The sequence below is a fragment of the Microcoleus sp. BR0-C5 genome (genome assembly GCF_036705045.1).
In the GTDB taxonomy this organism is placed as follows: Bacteria; Cyanobacteriota; Cyanobacteriia; order Cyanobacteriales; family Microcoleaceae; genus Microcoleus.
Genome location: NZ_JAUBTR010000009.1, coordinates 29,225 through 45,042, shown reverse-complemented (window position 1 = coordinate 45,042; position 15,818 = coordinate 29,225). Strand labels below are relative to the sequence as shown.

At 45.0% G+C, this 15,818-nt stretch carries 11 protein-coding genes; 6 read left to right on the top strand and 5 right to left on the bottom strand.

Annotated features, from left to right (window positions below):
• The first annotated feature begins 122 nt into the window (after positions 1–122).
• The gene (locus QUB08_RS06345) at positions 123–4,904 is read left to right on the top strand and encodes a choice-of-anchor Y domain-containing protein (protein WP_333223969.1); all 4,782 of its coding nucleotides are present in this window, start codon (positions 123–125) and stop codon (positions 4,902–4,904) included.
• A 172-nt stretch (positions 4,905–5,076) separates the two neighbouring features.
• Here the strand turns inward: QUB08_RS06345 and QUB08_RS06340 are convergent, their stop codons facing one another.
• A complete protein-coding gene (locus QUB08_RS06340) occupies positions 5,077–6,693 on the bottom strand; it encodes a Ppx/GppA phosphatase family protein (RefSeq protein WP_333223968.1) in 1,617 nt (538 codons plus the stop codon).
• A gap of 210 nt (positions 6,694–6,903) precedes the next feature.
• Between QUB08_RS06340 and QUB08_RS06335 the strand changes: the two genes are divergently transcribed.
• On the top strand, positions 6,904–7,788 hold the full coding sequence (locus tag QUB08_RS06335; protein WP_333223967.1) for a 4-hydroxybenzoate solanesyltransferase: 885 nt from the start codon (positions 6,904–6,906) through the stop codon (positions 7,786–7,788).
• 51 nt (positions 7,789–7,839) lie between these two features.
• On the opposite strand, the gene QUB08_RS06330 is transcribed toward QUB08_RS06335, so the two are convergent.
• The 3 genes from QUB08_RS06330 to QUB08_RS06320 are packed head-to-tail and all read right to left on the bottom strand — an operon-like array spanning position 7,840 to position 11,089.
• On the bottom strand, positions 7,840–9,930 hold the full coding sequence (locus QUB08_RS06330; RefSeq protein WP_333223966.1) for a WD40 domain-containing protein: 2,091 nt from the start codon (positions 9,928–9,930) through the stop codon (positions 7,840–7,842).
• A gap of 9 nt (positions 9,931–9,939) precedes the next feature.
• Positions 9,940–10,566, bottom strand: a complete 627-nt coding sequence (locus tag QUB08_RS06325) for a DUF1822 family protein (RefSeq protein WP_333223965.1) — start codon at positions 10,564–10,566, stop codon at positions 9,940–9,942.
• Entirely contained in the window at positions 10,559–11,089 is a 531-nt protein-coding gene (locus QUB08_RS06320; protein WP_333223964.1) for a hypothetical protein, read from the bottom strand. Before QUB08_RS06320 ends, QUB08_RS06325 begins: the two co-directional genes overlap by 8 nt.
• A gap of 211 nt (positions 11,090–11,300) precedes the next feature.
• Here QUB08_RS06320 and QUB08_RS06315 point away from each other — a divergent pair, with 211 nt between their 5' ends.
• Complete coding sequence (locus QUB08_RS06315; protein WP_333223963.1) at positions 11,301–11,483, top strand: hypothetical protein; 183 nt, start codon at positions 11,301–11,303, stop codon at positions 11,481–11,483.
• Positions 11,484–11,629: 146 nt separating this feature from the next.
• Here QUB08_RS06315 and QUB08_RS06310 read toward each other — a convergent pair whose 3' ends face one another.
• Entirely contained in the window at positions 11,630–12,547 is a 918-nt protein-coding gene (locus QUB08_RS06310; protein ID WP_333223962.1) for a hypothetical protein, read from the bottom strand.
• Between the two features lie 296 nt (positions 12,548–12,843).
• On the opposite strand from QUB08_RS06310, the gene QUB08_RS06305 reads away from it, so the two are divergent.
• The 3 genes from QUB08_RS06305 to QUB08_RS06295 all read left to right on the top strand — a co-directional run.
• Positions 12,844–13,572 carry a hypothetical protein gene (locus QUB08_RS06305; protein ID WP_333223961.1) on the top strand — a complete coding sequence of 243 codons (729 nt, stop codon included), beginning with the start codon at positions 12,844–12,846 and terminating at the stop codon, positions 13,570–13,572.
• A 107-nt stretch (positions 13,573–13,679) separates the two neighbouring features.
• Complete coding sequence (locus tag QUB08_RS06300) at positions 13,680–13,961, top strand: hypothetical protein (RefSeq protein ID WP_333223960.1); 282 nt, start codon at positions 13,680–13,682, stop codon at positions 13,959–13,961.
• 277 nt (positions 13,962–14,238) lie between these two features.
• The coding region (locus QUB08_RS06295) for a DUF4114 domain-containing protein (protein WP_333223959.1) at positions 14,239–15,818 on the top strand (1,580 nt) is incomplete at its 3' end.

Sequence of the window (15,818 nt, the reverse complement as noted above, 5' to 3'; positions counted from 1 at the left end):
TCAACAAGCAACTGTACGGACAGTAATATCAGTGTAATTACGCAAATTAAATTTAACAGTGAAAAAACACGGACAGTAGTTGGCAGCTAATACATAATCATTTCAAATTTAGGTGTATCTAGATGGGACAGATAATTATTAACGAATTCCGGCGGGACGGGCAATTCCAGGGTAATGAGTATGTGGAACTGCTGTTGACGGAAGATGTAAGTGCAACTCAGCTTCAAAGTTTTTTTGTAGGCGATTCAAGCGGTGCAACAGCACAGAAATTTTCTGCTTATCAGTTCATGAACATGGCGAGTATTGCTCCTGTATTCAAGGCTGGAACAATAATTGCGATCGGCGGTTCAGATGTCATTCCTACTAATGATATTACCTACAACCCCGTTGCCGGCGGAAATGATGCTGATTGGAACATTCAATTGCTGATAAATAACGGTACTGGCGGTACTTATCTCAATAATGTCTTAGTCGGAACTAACGGTTTGGGCGGGGAGTTTGCAGCCTCAGATATTGTTTGGGTAGATACTAGCAGTGCGGGAATTACTTCTATTGATTCCCTCGCCTGGCCGACGACTGGGTTAGGCGTATTTGGGAGTGCTGCTAAGGTGAAAATTCCAGCACCACCCAACGGGGGTATTGTCGAGTTTTCCAGCGCTATTGGTGGCGTTAACAAAACTGCTAATTATGCTGTAAATAGTCTAGTAGGTTCCTTGGGTTTGCCCAACGGCGGAATTAACACTATTTATATTAACAGCCTCCGCAACCCGCAGGTTAACATCGCTCCAATTTTGGCCAATTCTAATTTTAATACTCTGCTCCCAATTAATGAACACATAGCCAGCGTCGATAACACAGGCTTTAGTATTTTTAACATCACTAGCGAGTTAGGAAGTGACGCTAATGGCGATCCTTTGGGTGTTGCAGTCACCGCTGCAGACAATACTAACGGCAATTGGCAATTTTCAACTAACGGCAATACTTGGAAAAATTTCGGTGCATTGTCGGAAACTTCAGCAACAGTGCTCGGTCCGACTCCTCTTTATAATGGCTTACTTGGTAACACTCCCAATTCTCAAAATTGGCTGTCTTTGACTAACTTAAATCTTACTTCTCCTACCGCTACAGCTTCAGAAATATTTAGCGGTAATGGAGTTAATTTAAACAGCACTGCGGACAATAGAATTTATGCTGGCTATACAAAAAATCCTTTAAATCCGTCATTTCCCCCGCTCGATCGCACTACAGGCTTTAGCTTGTCTTTTAATCTCCAAATTATCTCGGAATCCCGCACTCGTCCAGAGCGGGCGGGCTTTAGCATTGTTGCCGTTACTAGCGATCGCAAAGCCATTGAAATTGGTTTCCAGCGCCTATCTGCAACTTCGGGCAATATCTTTGCACAAGGCGACGGCATTACTCCCAACCAAAGCGGACAAACCAACGGCTTATTTTTGGCAGCAGAGAATGTTGCTTATAACACCAATATTGCTACTAACTATACTCTCAGAGTTGAAGGTGACAATTACTTTCTTTCCGATGGCCGCGCTATCATACTAGCCGGCCCGCTACGCGATTATTCAGCATTTTTTGGCCTGATAGATCCTTACGAAACTCCTAATTTTCTATTCCTCGGTGACGACACAACCTCGGCGCAAGCTAACATCAACCTGACGCGGGTTTCCCTGCAAACGCCTGCGAAAGTTCGGTTTGTACCCAACCCAGACTATTACAGTACACCTGGAAGCGAACCAACAATTACTTTTCGGGCGTGGGATGGAAGTAACGGAGTGGGTAACGGTACTGCGGGCGTCAATGCTTCAGTTACTGGTGGAACAACGCCGTTTAGCACTAATAGTTTAACAAGTTTGATCGCAGTTAATCCAGTCAACGATGCACCCTCGTTTGTCAAAGGAGTCGATCGCACTCTCAGCAGCAATTCGGGGCCACAAACCATCCCCGGATGGGCGACTGCGATTTCTCCAGGCCCTGCCAACGAATCGGGACAAACTGTGGCTTTTCAAGTGGTAGGGAATGATAATGCTGCTTTGTTTAGTGTACAACCTGCGATCAACTCGGTGGGGACGCTAACCTTTACACCGGTGCCGGGGGCGATCGGCAGTGCTAATATCACTCTAAACCTGAGAGATAATGGCGGTAGAGAGTACGAAGGGCTCGATACTTCTAACCCCCAAGCGTTCATTATCAACCTCACCAATCCAGGCACATTTAACTTCAGCAACGCAAATTACAGCGTTAATGAAAACGGTCAGTTTGCCACAATTACTGTGACTCGCACCGATGCTACCAATGTGGCTGCTGCTGTCAGTTACAGTACAAGTAATGGAACAGCTAATGCTGGCAATGACTATAACCAGACATCGGGAACGTTAAATTTTGGCATTGGCGAAACTGCTCAAACTTTCACGATTCCCATTGTTGATGATTCAGAGATAGAAGAGGATGAAACTGTTAATTTAACTCTGAACAATCCCACTAACGGAGCCGATTTAGGAGCGATTGATAGTGCTGTTTTGACTATTGTAGATACAACTCCGACACCGACTCCGACGCCTGGGGAAACTCCAACTCCAACTCCGACTCCGACGCCTGCGGAAACTCCAACTCCGACGCCGACTCCGACTCCTGCGGAAACTCCAACTCCAACTCCGACTCCAACTCCTGCGGAAACTCCAACTCCGACGCCGACTCCGACTCCTGGGGAAACTCCAACTCCGACGCCGACTCCGACTCCTGGGGAAACTCCAACTCCGACTCCGACTCCGACTCCTGCGGAAACTCCAACTCCGACTCCGACTCCAACTCCTGGGGAAACTCCAACTCCAACTCCGACTCCAACTCCTGCGGAAACTCCAACTCCAACTCCGACTCCAACTCCTGCGGAAACTCCAACTCCGACGCCGACTCCAACTCCTGCGGAAACTCCAACTCCGACTCCAACTCCGACTCCAACTCCTGGGGAAACTCCAACTCCAACTCCAACTCCGACGCCTGGGGAAACTCCAACTCCGACTCCAACTCCGACGCCTGGGGAAACTCCAACTCCGACTCCGACTCCGACTCCAACTCCGACGCCTGGGGAAACTCCAACTCCAACTCCGACGCCGACTCCAACTCCTGGGGAAACTCCAACTCCGACTCCGACTCCGACGCCTGGGGAAACTCCAACTCCGACTCCGACTCCGACGCCTGGGGAAACTCCAACTCCGACGCCTGCGGAAATTCCAATTCCGACGCCTGCGGAAACTCCAACGCCTGCGGAAACTCCGACGCCAATCCCGACTCCGACGCCTGCGGAAATTCCAATTCCGACACCGACTCCAATTCCGACTCCGACGCCTGCGGAAACTCCGACGCCTGCGGAAACTCCGACACCCATTCCGACGCCAATTCCGACTGCGACGCCAATTCCGACACCAATTCCGACGCCTGCGGAAATTCCAACTCCGACGCCAATTCCGACGCCAATTCCTGCGGAAACTCCCATTCCGACTCCGACGCCTGCGGAAACTCCAATTCCGACGCCAATTCCGACGCCAATTCCGACTGCGACACCAATTCCGACACCGACGCCAATTTCTGCGGAAACTCCGACGCCTGGGGAAACTCCAACTCCGACTCCGACTCCAATTCTGATATCTGCGGAAAGTCCAATTCCGACGGCTAAACCTGGGGAAACGCCGATCGCAACTGACAATTCGATCGCCCAAACCACATCTCCAACAACCGAAACCCCCACACCGGCGCTAATTCCTGCTGCTTCGGAAGACTGTATGTGCGATCGAATCACTTTACCCGATCGCACTTCCATTCCCGGCCCGAATATCCCTGAAAATACCCTCAACGGTACTGACGGTAAAGATACTCTAACCGGCAGCGATATTAATGACATCATCAACGGTTTCAACGGCAGCGACTTGCTAAATGGCTTATTCGGTAACGACAATATTTACGGTGGTCTTGCTAGCCCAGTTACTGTTGGCGCGGATGCAGACAGCGACACCATATTTGGCAACGAAAATAACGACTATCTCGTCGGCCACGCTGGGAATGACATTATTTATGCGGGTAAAGATCCTGATGTGGCGATCGCAGGCAAAGATAATGACGTAGTTTGGGGCGACAAAGGCAACGATACCCTACTTGGCGATGAAGGTAATGACAGTTTATTTGGTGGCATTTCTGATGCGTCTGACGGTGACTTGACAGGAAAAGATTTGCTTTTTGGCAATAACGGCAACGACGTTTTGTACGGACAAGAAAGCGAAGATACTCTCAGCGGTGGCAACGACAATGATACCTTACATGGGGGCAAAGATAACGATATAATTTGCGGCGATTCGGGCAATGATTTGCTGTTTGGAGAGTTGGGAAATGACACCATCTGCGGCGGCGATGGCGAGGATACGATTTTTGGAGATATTGACAATATCGCGATGGATGCTAGCAGTCAAAAAGATTATTTGTGCGGCGGTAGTGGCAATGATTTAATTTATGGCAATGAAGATGCCGATCAATTGTGCGGCGGTGACGGTAGCGATACTCTCTACGGCGGTAAGGGTGATGATACTTTGATTGGGGGAATGGGCGACGACTGGTTGAGGGGAGACTTCGGAAACGATACGCTGCAAGGGGGAAGCGGGCGCGATTACTTTTTCTTGACTGCGGGAGAAGGCCACGATGTAATCGCTGATTTTAGGCAAGGTGAAGATTTATTAATTTTGACGGGAGGGTTAACGGTCGATCGACTCAGCATAGTTGAAGAAAACAGTACAACTTTTATCAAAATTGCCAACACAGATCAAATTTTAGCTAGCCTCAAGGGTGTGCCAGCTAATCTCATCACTCAACAGGATTTTACAGTAATCGGGCTACCTGGTTTGTAGATAATACCATTTATCTAAAATCGTGCAACACTCTTAGACCCCCCCTAGCCCCCCCGCTGCATTGCGGGGGGAACAAGAATACTGTTGCATTCTTTTTTAAAATTGGTATAAGTTGAAACTGTAGGGGACGCGCGCACCCTACAGTTTCTCGTTTTCAGGCTCGGCTTTGTATTTAAACCGGAACCAGAGTCGGTTCCAAAGTTGCCACTAATTTGAGATTGTACTCATATTCAAAACACGGCTTTTTATAATCCAAACTCCAGAGTTCCAGAGCGCAATTATCTTCGGGATTGAGCGGCTGCAACCGTAAGTGAAACTCTCGCACTTCTGGGCGGTGTTCGCACTTAAAATTAGAAATTGCGCCAATCTGACGCCTATCTAAAGCCACAGCTAACCGCAGAAAAGGATGCAATTTACTAACGAATTCTCGGTAAGTTTTCGGGAGAACAATAAAATTGTCGTGCTTCTTTTTAGGAGGATTCTTCCGGTGATAGCGAGCCAAATTGGCAATTACTTCAATCTCTGTTTCAGTGTAGCCCAATAACTCACCATTGCGAATTAAATAGTAAGAATGCTTGTGGTGCGCTGAATGACTGACGTACAAACCGCAGTTGTGCAGAATCGCGGCAGCCCACAGCAACTCGCGTTCTTCGGTTCCCCAGTTGTGTAGAATTCCTTGAGTTTGGTCGAAGAAATTGAGCGCAAATGCTGCGGTTCTTTCGCTTTGTTCTAAATTGACTTGATATTTGTCAGCCATGTGCAGAATGCTGCGCTGGCGGATTGAACCTTGATAGCGCAAGCGGTTTTCAATTAAACCGTGGGCTAGCATCCAGTCAACAATTACGCCTTCTCTCAGAGAGCGATCGCACACAGTCAGCGATTCAATTCCTAATAGTGTCATAGCTTCCTGCAAAATCAAAGCGCCTGCCAGAATAATTTCTGCCCGCTTGTCCGACATTCCTGGAATTGCCAACCTTTCGGCATAAGAAAGTTTGCGAAAACGATTGACTAAATCGCGTAAATCTTTTAAACTTAACTGATATCCAGCCAGCGGACTCGGCACTGTTCCGAACTTTTCGCGAGCGTTAATTGTGGCCAGAGTTTCGATGGTTCCAGCAGTGCCAATCAAGCGCAAAGGTTCGCCAGCATGGAATTGAGCTCGCAATTCGTCGATCGGTCTTTCCAGCGAAATACGAATATAAGCTTGCAAATAAGCAAACTCCTCCCTAGTAATCGGGTCAGTTTTAACAAATTGTCCTGTTAAGCGAACAGCACCAATTTTTGTACTGGTGAGACAGCGAGGCTCTGAACTGTCTCCTAAAATCAACTCCGTAGAACCGCCCCCGATATCAATAATCACCTGGGACTGATTGTTAAACTCCATACCCGAAAGAACACCGAGATAAATTCTCCGCGCTTCTTCTTGACCAGAAATTAAACTCACATTCAGGTCTAATTCTTCAGCAACTTGTTTGAGAAAATCCCGCCCGTTAGGGGCTTCCCGAACCGCACTGGTAGCCACAGCGATAATTTGTTCGGCATTGAAAGTTTTAGCAATATCTTGAAAACGGCGCAGAGTGGCGATCGCCCTTTCCATAACCTCGGACTTCAAGCACCCTGTCTTAACCTCACAATCGCCCAACCGAACCGTATCTTTTTCTCTAGCAATAATCGTAAACGCGGGCAATTTCGGATCGATCCGCGCCACCACCATGTGAAATGAGTTAGTACCCATATCAATAGCAGCAATAATGCGATTTGACTCCGCAGACGGAAGTGAATTAACCATTGGAGTATCGGGGTTGACAGATATTTATGATTATTTCACGAATCCAGTTAGGCATTCTATTAAATTAGCAAAAATCAGGAATTGCTGACTGGTCAAGACTTTTACCTGTTTTAAATTTCGGCAGAAGTGCGATCGGCAGCAGAGATAGTAAGTGATTGTGCTTAAAATTTGATAAAATCTAGAGTTAAAAATATCAAATCTAGAATTGAAATGCTTACACAGCCCGATCGCCAACCCGAATCCACATTGCTAACCGTCGTGAGGCTTTTGAGATGGGACAAACCAGCAGGAAGGCTGATTTTAATGATTCCAGCCCTCTGGGCCGTCTTTTTAGCAGCAGACGGGAGGCCGCCCGCAGCATTGGTGGGCGTGATTGTGTTGGGTACCTTAGCCACGAGTGCGGCTGGATGCGTGATCAACGACTTGTGGGATCGCGATATCGATCCCGAAGTAGAAAGAACGCGATCGCGCCCCCTAGCATCCCGCGCCCTCACCGTGCAAACTGGAATAGGAGTTGCATTAATTTCCTTTGCTTGCGCGGCGATTCTCGCTTTTTATCTCAATCCGTTAAGCTTCTGGCTGTGTGTGGCCGCCGTACCAGTAATTATCTGCTATCCGCTGGCAAAAAGATTCTTTCCAGTGCCGCAATTAGTGTTATCAATTGCCTGGGGTTTTGCAGTTTTAATTAGTTGGAGCGCTGCAGTTAACCAATTAGAATTAGCGACTTGGCTGCTGTGGGGTGCTGTTGTGCTGTGGACGATGGGATTTGATACAGTTTATGCGATGAGCGACAGAGAAGATGATTTGCGTTTGGGGGTGAATTCCAGCGCGATATTTTTCGGGGATAATGCCGCTAATGCTGTGGGTTTTTTCTTTGTTGGTACTGTCGGTTTGTTAGCAGCAATGGGAATTAATCTGCACTTGCACATTGGTTTTTGGATGGCAATTATTGCGGCGGCGATTTTGTGGTTTTTGCAATATAGTCAACTGCGGAATGCGGATATTCCTAAGCTTGTTTACGGTCAAATCTTTCGCCAAAATGTTTGGGTGGGGTTTGTGATATTGGCGGGGATGATTGTTGGGGAGATTTTTTAACTACGAGAGCGGGTATAGCCCGCCTTGAAAGAGCAATATTAGTAATTATTGTCAGGTGGAAAAACGCCAAATCTTAATAGTTCTGTCTCGGCTACCACTGATGAGAGTTTGTCCATCAGGACTAAAGGCAAGGCAATAAACAGTGTCTGAATGTCCTAGAGTGTGAATCGCTTCTCCGGTAAATAAATCCCAAATTCTAATAGTACGATCTGCACTACCGCTGGCGAGATATTTCCCATCAGGACTAAAGGCAACAGCGTGAACATCATCCGTATGTCCTGTCAAGTTACTTTTGAGTTCTCCACTGCTTAAACGCCACAGTTTAATCGGTTGCTTGACACCGCCACTGGCTAGAGTTTGTCCATCGGGACTGAAGGTGACACTATAAACAATGTTGTCGCTAAAGAAAGAACGAGACCAACCAATAGGGCCGTCACCAGGGCCGTTTAAATTGCGGATTTCTCTGCCTGTGTGAAGATTCCAAAGCTTTATATTGCTATCGAAACTTCCACTAGCCATTATATTGCCGTCGGGAGCGATCGCAACGTCGTGAACTGCCCAAACATGACCTCTGAGAGTGTGTCGCAATTCCCCGGTTTCCAGGTTCCAAACTTTTACGGTACAGTCAGCGTGGTGTCCGCTGACTAAAGTTTTGCCATTAGGAGTTAGGGCGATCGACCATACAGAAAGAACCACCCAGTCATCGCCTTTGAGAGTGCGTTTTAGTTGCCAGGTTTGAGTATCCCACAATTTAATAGTACCGTCGGGATTGGCACTGCTGCTAGCAAGAGTTTTTCCGTCGCTGCTGAAAGTAACGCAAGTCACGCCGCCAGAATGTTCCGTGAGATTTTCCAGGAGTTCTCCAGTTTTCAGGTTCCATACTCTAATCGTTTGATCGAGACTGCAACTAGCGAAAATTTGACCGTCTGGGTGAATAGCGACTGATTTAATAATGTCTGAATGATCTGTGAGAGTATGTTCGGTTTTCCAAGTTTTTTTCACTTCCTGAAATCCATCTTGGAATTTTGCTTCTGTTTTACTGAAAAAACCTTGCCAAGTCGGAGGTTCTACAGCGGGATTTTGGCAAATTATGGGCAACCAAGTCGCCCCCGGAAATTCCTTGTCTAGACCTTCTGTATCCAAACGTTCCCGTGCTTTCCGTGCTGCTAAATATAAAGTTTCTCCACTTGAGTAAGCCGTCAGAAAATATTTCAAAAACTCTTGAGCAATCCTATCTGGTACAGGTTCCCGCATCACAATAACTAGCGGAATGTGCAAATAAGCTAAATTTTCTGCTAACTTCAAACCATCACAGGAATTAAAAATAGCCAACTGCAAGCCGTTTTCTATAGCGCAGCGCAAACCGTGCTTCAAATCTAGCAGGGTAAGTGTTTCATCGGAATTGATAGCAAGATTGCCACTGTTACTATCACTCCAACTGTGACCAGCAAAAAATAATATATCCCAGTTTTGCTCCCAAAGGCTATCGCTTAATTGTTTCCGTCGAGGTTCGGGAAGAAAAAGTGGTTCTGTCTTAGGTAAACTTTTGAGAAACTTCTGATCGACCTGAACATCAATTCCTTGGCTACAACCCAAAATCGATAATATTTTTATGTTACACTTTCCTTTTGACGCTGTAACAATTCTGGGGATTTCTGTATTTTCGGGGGGACTGAGGACAATTTCAGAATTAGTGTATGTATACGCAAATAAATCCCATTCCTGCCAAGGAAGTTTTTTCAGTAACTCATCTTTGGTTTGAATGAATACCCTAATTTCGTCTCTTCTATCTAATTCTCCTATAAGTGTTTCCCGGATTTTTTGAAACTCGCTATCATCAGACTTTCTCAACCACTCTTTAATGCTTTCTCTTAATTTTTGAGATAATTGGCGACAATCTTCGGGAACCTTGCCAACATCGTTGATAGTTTCTCCCTTCCTGGCTCGAAAACACCAGTCCATGAGTAAATATTTTTTCTGCCAACTTTGATATATTTCAGGAATATTTGGTGCTGCGGGAAATCTGCCATCAGCTTCTAAAAAAGCAGAATTTCCTGCTTGGTAAATTCGCAAGTTAACTTTAAACCCTTGGTCAAAATTGCCCTTATTAATTTTTAAGAAAACCAACTTTACACCTGACATTTTTATCGCCTACCTTGTTGGAAATAAAATAAATTTTTCTATTTGCTTGAAATCACCCAAAGAGACTTCTATCCGAAATGCTTCTCCTGGCAATAAAAATAATTCTTGTATCATTCCTTCACTCTGTAATGGTGCTTGAATTTCTACTAAAGTTTCTTCTGATTCATACACATCCAGCTTAAGGTTTTCTGGCAGATAAGTTTGACTGCCAATAGGATAGACTCCTAATATTGTGCTAATTTCTTGGTTTTCGGCTGGTGCTATATCGAGAATTAAAGCTACTGTAATTTCGGCTAATTGAATTAATTTAGCTCGTTTTACGGCTTGCGATCTAAATGCTGGATTCCGTATGTTCTTACCCAAAACTTCTTCTACTGTCAGCCATGCTTCCTGAATAGCTTCAACAAAATTATTCTGGAACCATTGGCTTAAATTTATTACTTTAGGTTGTGCTACCAGTTGAGATTCAACAATACCTCCTACATCCAGCACTTCTATCCCCAGTAACTCACTCAGTTTATCCTCTTCAAACAGACTCATAATCCGGTAAAAATCTTCCTGAGAGCCTCTGAAAACAAACAAAGTGCTGCTGCTCATTTCTTCTTGTTGCGGATTTTTATCATTTTCCTTATTCATTTCTTAGTATCTCTATAGTTTCTACTTCAATCCCAAGTTTTTTCAAGTTATTTTGCATTTCAATGTCAGATATTTTATTACCTTTGACTCTGGCAATGAACATACACCTTTGTATTTCTACTTGAGGTGATTGCTGATTTTTTTTACATCCAGTATCGCGCATAAATGAGCAAACTTTAGACCAAGGTGGCAAGCGTTTTTCTTCATCTATGCCCATCATTTGTTTAATATACAGGTGTACTGTCTTTGACATATCTGCACTCATATTTTCACCCTTTTGACTAATTTCTGGATCTTTGCTCTTGAGTTCTTCTATTGTCGGCGTTTTATATTTAACCATTCTAAAAGCTTTTTCATACCTTGACAACAAACATAAACACAAACATAAATAGGAAATTTCCCGAGAAGAAAGTTGGCTTTGTTTTACTGATTTGAGTTTATTTAAAATACAGTTAATATCGAGATTCTCTCTCTGTTCTGCTTCCTGACATTCCAGGCAAGGGGGATTTGATATTTTGGTCATTTTAGCAACGCTCTTTAAGGTTGAGTAACAGACTTCACGTACAGCAGTCTATTAGGAGAGGTCTTTTTAACCTTTCCAACTTAATTCCCCAACTTGTTTTGGATTGTTGGGTTCCATGTTGGAATCAGACATTTATAGAGTGGGTATGTAGACAGCAGTTAGGCCTAACTCAGTTGTCCTTTGTTCAAAAAATTGACTTGGAGACAAGAGTATGAATTGCAAAGTCTTGATTTCACCCCTCCTCATTGGCTCGATCGCACTCGGCAACATAACTTTGGTATTAGCCGCAGTTTCAGGCGCTTCAATCGCTCGGATAGCCATTGGGTCATCCATGAATAATATGATATCCGAAATTTGTACCGATCCAGATGGGAATGAATATCCTTGTCCTTGATTGTTACTAAAATCTCAAATAAGTGCGATCGCACTTAAGTAAATCCACCTAAAAAACAGAATTACCCGATACCCGACTTCTTTAAGAATTCGGGTATCTCACCGCGCGATTCCCTACGGGATAGCTACGCTTCACGCACTTTACCTTTAATTAGCATCACCTATCTGCTTCAGACGCTGACGAGCCTTACCAATGTAAAAATCTTCATCGGGTCGATCGCACTTAGCATATTCCAGGCATTTTTTCCAAGCGATCGCAACTTCTGGATCGTTCCCCAGATTTTCATACACTTCCGCCATAATGCCATAAGTTAAACCCCGATCGATCCGTAGTTTAATAGCCTGTTGCAAATTGTCCAAAGCTTCTTCATAGCATCCTTGTTCCTTCCAAGCCCAAGCAAGGTAGGTTAACAAAGCTGCTTTGACTATTTTGTCATACTTAACTTTCTCCGTTTCCAGCAGCTTTAAACCGTGCCCGATTTTTTCAACTGATTTGCGAAAATTTTTATACTCCACGATGTGCAAACGACCCAACTTGCAGTAAGCAGCCGCCAAGCCACGGAATGCTGCATCCTGATATAGTTCCATCGCCAGATCGACCTTTCCTGCTTCTTCATGCATCAATGCTTGATTGTAGTAAGTCACTGCATTATCTGGGTTGATTTTAATAGCTAAATCGAAGTGTTTTCTCGCTTCAATTAATTCCCCAGCTTGTTTTAAATTTAACCCTCGATTGTTAGCATCCCTCGCCGCATCAAAAAAAGTCATTTCTATTTCTGGTGCTTCCGGCTGCGATCGCTTCTTGATTGCTTCTTGCATCGCCAGCTTGGATGTTTTTTTAGTAACTTTTTTCCCTTCTCCAATCACCTCTGATACTAGAGCCCACAAACCTTTTGCCAGCCTTCTCTCGACATAGCTAGGGCTATAGCCAGAAATGTTCATGTCCGCATAATCCACATCCAGCCAGCTTAGACGAATAATCTCTTTCTCCGCAAAACCCAGCGACTTGCCTTTCTTTTCCACAACCCACTTATCCAACAAGCTCAACATTTCTTCAACTTCCATTGCTTTCCCCAATCCATCTATTTTTTTGAAGTATAAAATAATTTTTGTGAGTTTTGTGAGTTTTGTGAGTTTTTTATAAGTTTTTGTGAAATTTCTTGTGAATTTTAGCCTTGTTTTGATTAAAGAACTACTGGAAAATGTGTGGAAGTAAGCAACTGTAAAAAACTATGTGTAGGTTAACCGTCCTTATTTTACCTACAAGCGATCCAGTTAGTTCAATCGTTTTCATATCTGCCACCAAGTTAGCCCAAAGTTTTCACAGTCTTACATCCATTACATTTACTAAAAGGGTGATTATGGCTCCCATAGATGAATTGAGGTTGGCACTGCAACAATATTCCGATCGCACTCCCAAAGACGAACGGTTATGTAAGCTGATTATAGCAATTTGCTCGGAATCACGGGATAATCCGCAGCGTCGAAAATTGGTCGATAGATTATTGCGGCAACTGCAACTCTTACCAAAATTGTCAAAAAGTTCTCATCCCTATTATTATGAAGCAGTTAATAAAACTTGGGAATGGTTAGAGAAGCACCTTCACGAGTTTAATCCCCGACGTTCTCCGATTCAAGCCAGTCTGACGACTTGGGTTAACACTCATCTCAGGTATCGAATTCACGATTTACATATTACCCACAATCCAAAAGTGCTTTCCTTAGATTTAGATGCTTTAGAACGCAGTCGATTTTACAATGACTATTTAGATGGTTTGGAGGTGGAAATCGAACGGATTGAGAGACAAGAAAAACAAGCTGTAGCAAGGGCGATCGTAAAATACATCGATCGAGATCCAGAATACGAACTTCGGAATTGTTATCCTCGAAACCGTCCCGACTGCAACTGTCAAATTCTTGTTCAAAGATTGTTTTTGCAGCAGTCGCCCGAAAAAATGGCAGTCATTGCCCGACAGTTAAATATCAAGACACAGACTATTTACTCTTTTTGGAAAAGGACGGGATTGTCCAAAATCCAAGGAATTGGCCGACACATTGCTCAAAAAAATTCTGATTTTATGTCGGGCTGATTGCTGATTTTCTGAATCTGGCGCCATTTATACGCCAGATTTAGAAAGGATCACGCCCTTCATTGAATTTTGTTTTTTCATAATCTACCCACACAAGGATAACCACAATGTCAGCAGAACAAACTAATCCAATGCGATTTAAGGGTGTTGCCAGCGATGGACTTTTCAAAGGCAAAGTGATTGAGGGAAAACTCGACATCAAAGTCAACGTCGAGTCGGTTACAGATCTACCCAAAGAAGAACCGAAGCCGGCACCTTTTGGTTGGGAGACAATTTTATTCGCGGTGTTTTTTTTGTTAGTTCTTAATCAAGCAGCAGGCGATCCCGGAGGCATGAGAAAATACCAAATTCCGCAAAGGTCTTCTCACCATCAGATTTTACCACAATAGGGAGAACAGGCCTCAGCTAATCGCTATTATATCCATCTCCCTGAGCGTGAGGTGGATGTAAAACCTCGATTCCCGGTAGTTTTTGTAAAGTTATGCTACAAACACTGAAACTTTGCATAAAAACTAAAACTTACTCCAGATAAATAAGTAGCGATGGAAGTTCAGCGAATTAACCCCACACTCTTTGTGAAGTTATATTACAAAACGCATAAAAACTCCGACGCACTTCAGATCGATCAATATCAGCCCACAGTTATCGAATTAATCAAGGTGCATCATGTCTAATATATCGATCGGCAATCTCAACGAGAACTATTTCTCCATCGACTTCGCAGGTAAAACTGACCCCACAGATACCTATCGTTTTAATCGGCCCAATACAGGCAGCTTTCGAGTTACCGCTGAAGGATTTAGTTCCATTGTCGGGATGCAACTCCTCGACAGTCAGGGAAAAGTCGTCAAAGACATCGAAACCAACGGCACAAATTCGGGAACTTTTAGCATAGATAATTTGGGCGCAACCAATTATGCACTCAAAATTTCTGCACCCTCCCGCGATACAAATTATCAAGTTAGTTTAACCCCAGACGGCAAAGTTGACCCGCTGACAGGTTTAGGGGTGGACTCCGGCTTTTTTGCTACAGATTCCACGGGACAAGTTGGCTTTGACTGGCTGCACGACGGCGGCAATTATCAAGGTGAAGTTGCCATTTTCAGCGTGCTGGGAATGGAGAAATTTACCCCTGGTTCTCAGGAATTTATCAAAGAAGCAGCAAGACGATCCCTGACTAATTCTACCTTTGGTCACGTAGTAATTTCTGACTCCACAGAAGGTGCAAATCCATTATTTAATGGCAGTTTAGGAGAGGCAAATTATAACCAGGGGCAGTACAGCGGGCAGAAAAAATTTGGGATGCAACCGGGAGAGGCTTTTGCGGTGATGCTGGTGCCAAATGGTACTGTGCAAGATGTGTTTAAAAATCCCGGTGCTGGCGGTGACAAACGCCCGCTGTTGTCATTATCTAGCACTAATCCAGATGATGCTTGGTTGTATGGTCAAGTAGCAGATGTCACTGGCAAGGGCAAGGCTTTTGCAATGGAAGATCAGCGCGTCGATCAGGGTTCAGATAAAGATTACAACGATTTGGTTTTCAATTTAACAGGTGCGACGGGCAAAGCACCGGCAATAGAGAAAGCGATCGATCCAAATAAGGATTGGACTAAACTTGATGGCGGCAAGAAATTGATCGATTATGTCAAATCAAAGCAGCCGGTTGCTGTAGCGCCTCCTGTGGAAACGCCACCGATTGATCCAAAACCGCCTGTTGCAACAACGCCACCCGTAACAACGCCGCCGATTGATCCAAAACCGCCTGTGGCTGTCGCGTCTCCTGTGGAAACGCCACCTGTGGAGACAAAACCGCCGGTTGCTGTAGCGCCTCCTGTGGAAACGCCACCTGTGGAGACAAAACCGCCTGTTGCTGTCGCCCCTCCTGTGGAAACGCCGCCGATTGATCCAAAACCGCCTGTGGCTGTCGCCCCTCCTGTGGAAACGCCACCGATTGATCTAAAACCGCCTGTTGCAACAACGCCACCCGTAACAACCCCGCCTGTGGAGACAAAACCGCCGGTTGCTGTCGCCCCTCCTGTGGAAACGCCTCCTGTGGAAACAAAACCACCGGTTGCTGTAGCGCCTCCTGTGGAAACGCCTCCTGTGGAAACAAAACCACCTGTTGCTGTAGCGCCTCCTGTGGAAACGCCGCCTGTGGAGACAAAACCGCCGGTTGCTGTAGCGCCTCCTGTGGAAACGCCTCCTGTGGAAACAAAACCACCTGTTGCTGTAGCGCCTCCTGTGGA

What these genes read in the sequence shown, in the direction of transcription:
- QUB08_RS06345 (WP_333223969.1), top strand. Translation starts at nt 123, where the DNA reads ATGGGACAGATAATTATTAACGAATTCCGGCGGGACGGGCAATTCCAG.
- QUB08_RS06340 (WP_333223968.1), bottom strand. Translation starts at nt 6,693, where the DNA reads ATGGTTAATTCACTTCCGTCTGCGGAGTCAAATCGCATTATTGCTGCT.
- QUB08_RS06335 (WP_333223967.1), top strand. Translation starts at nt 6,904, where the DNA reads ATGCTTACACAGCCCGATCGCCAACCCGAATCCACATTGCTAACCGTC.
- QUB08_RS06330 (WP_333223966.1), bottom strand. Translation starts at nt 9,930, where the DNA reads ATGTCAGGTGTAAAGTTGGTTTTCTTAAAAATTAATAAGGGCAATTTT.
- QUB08_RS06325 (WP_333223965.1), bottom strand. Translation starts at nt 10,566, where the DNA reads ATGAATAAGGAAAATGATAAAAATCCGCAACAAGAAGAAATGAGCAGC.
- QUB08_RS06320 (WP_333223964.1), bottom strand. Translation starts at nt 11,089, where the DNA reads ATGACCAAAATATCAAATCCCCCTTGCCTGGAATGTCAGGAAGCAGAA.
- QUB08_RS06315 (WP_333223963.1), top strand. Translation starts at nt 11,301, where the DNA reads ATGAATTGCAAAGTCTTGATTTCACCCCTCCTCATTGGCTCGATCGCA.
- QUB08_RS06310 (WP_333223962.1), bottom strand. Translation starts at nt 12,547, where the DNA reads ATGGAAGTTGAAGAAATGTTGAGCTTGTTGGATAAGTGGGTTGTGGAA.
- QUB08_RS06305 (WP_333223961.1), top strand. Translation starts at nt 12,844, where the DNA reads ATGGCTCCCATAGATGAATTGAGGTTGGCACTGCAACAATATTCCGAT.
- QUB08_RS06300 (WP_333223960.1), top strand. Translation starts at nt 13,680, where the DNA reads ATGTCAGCAGAACAAACTAATCCAATGCGATTTAAGGGTGTTGCCAGC.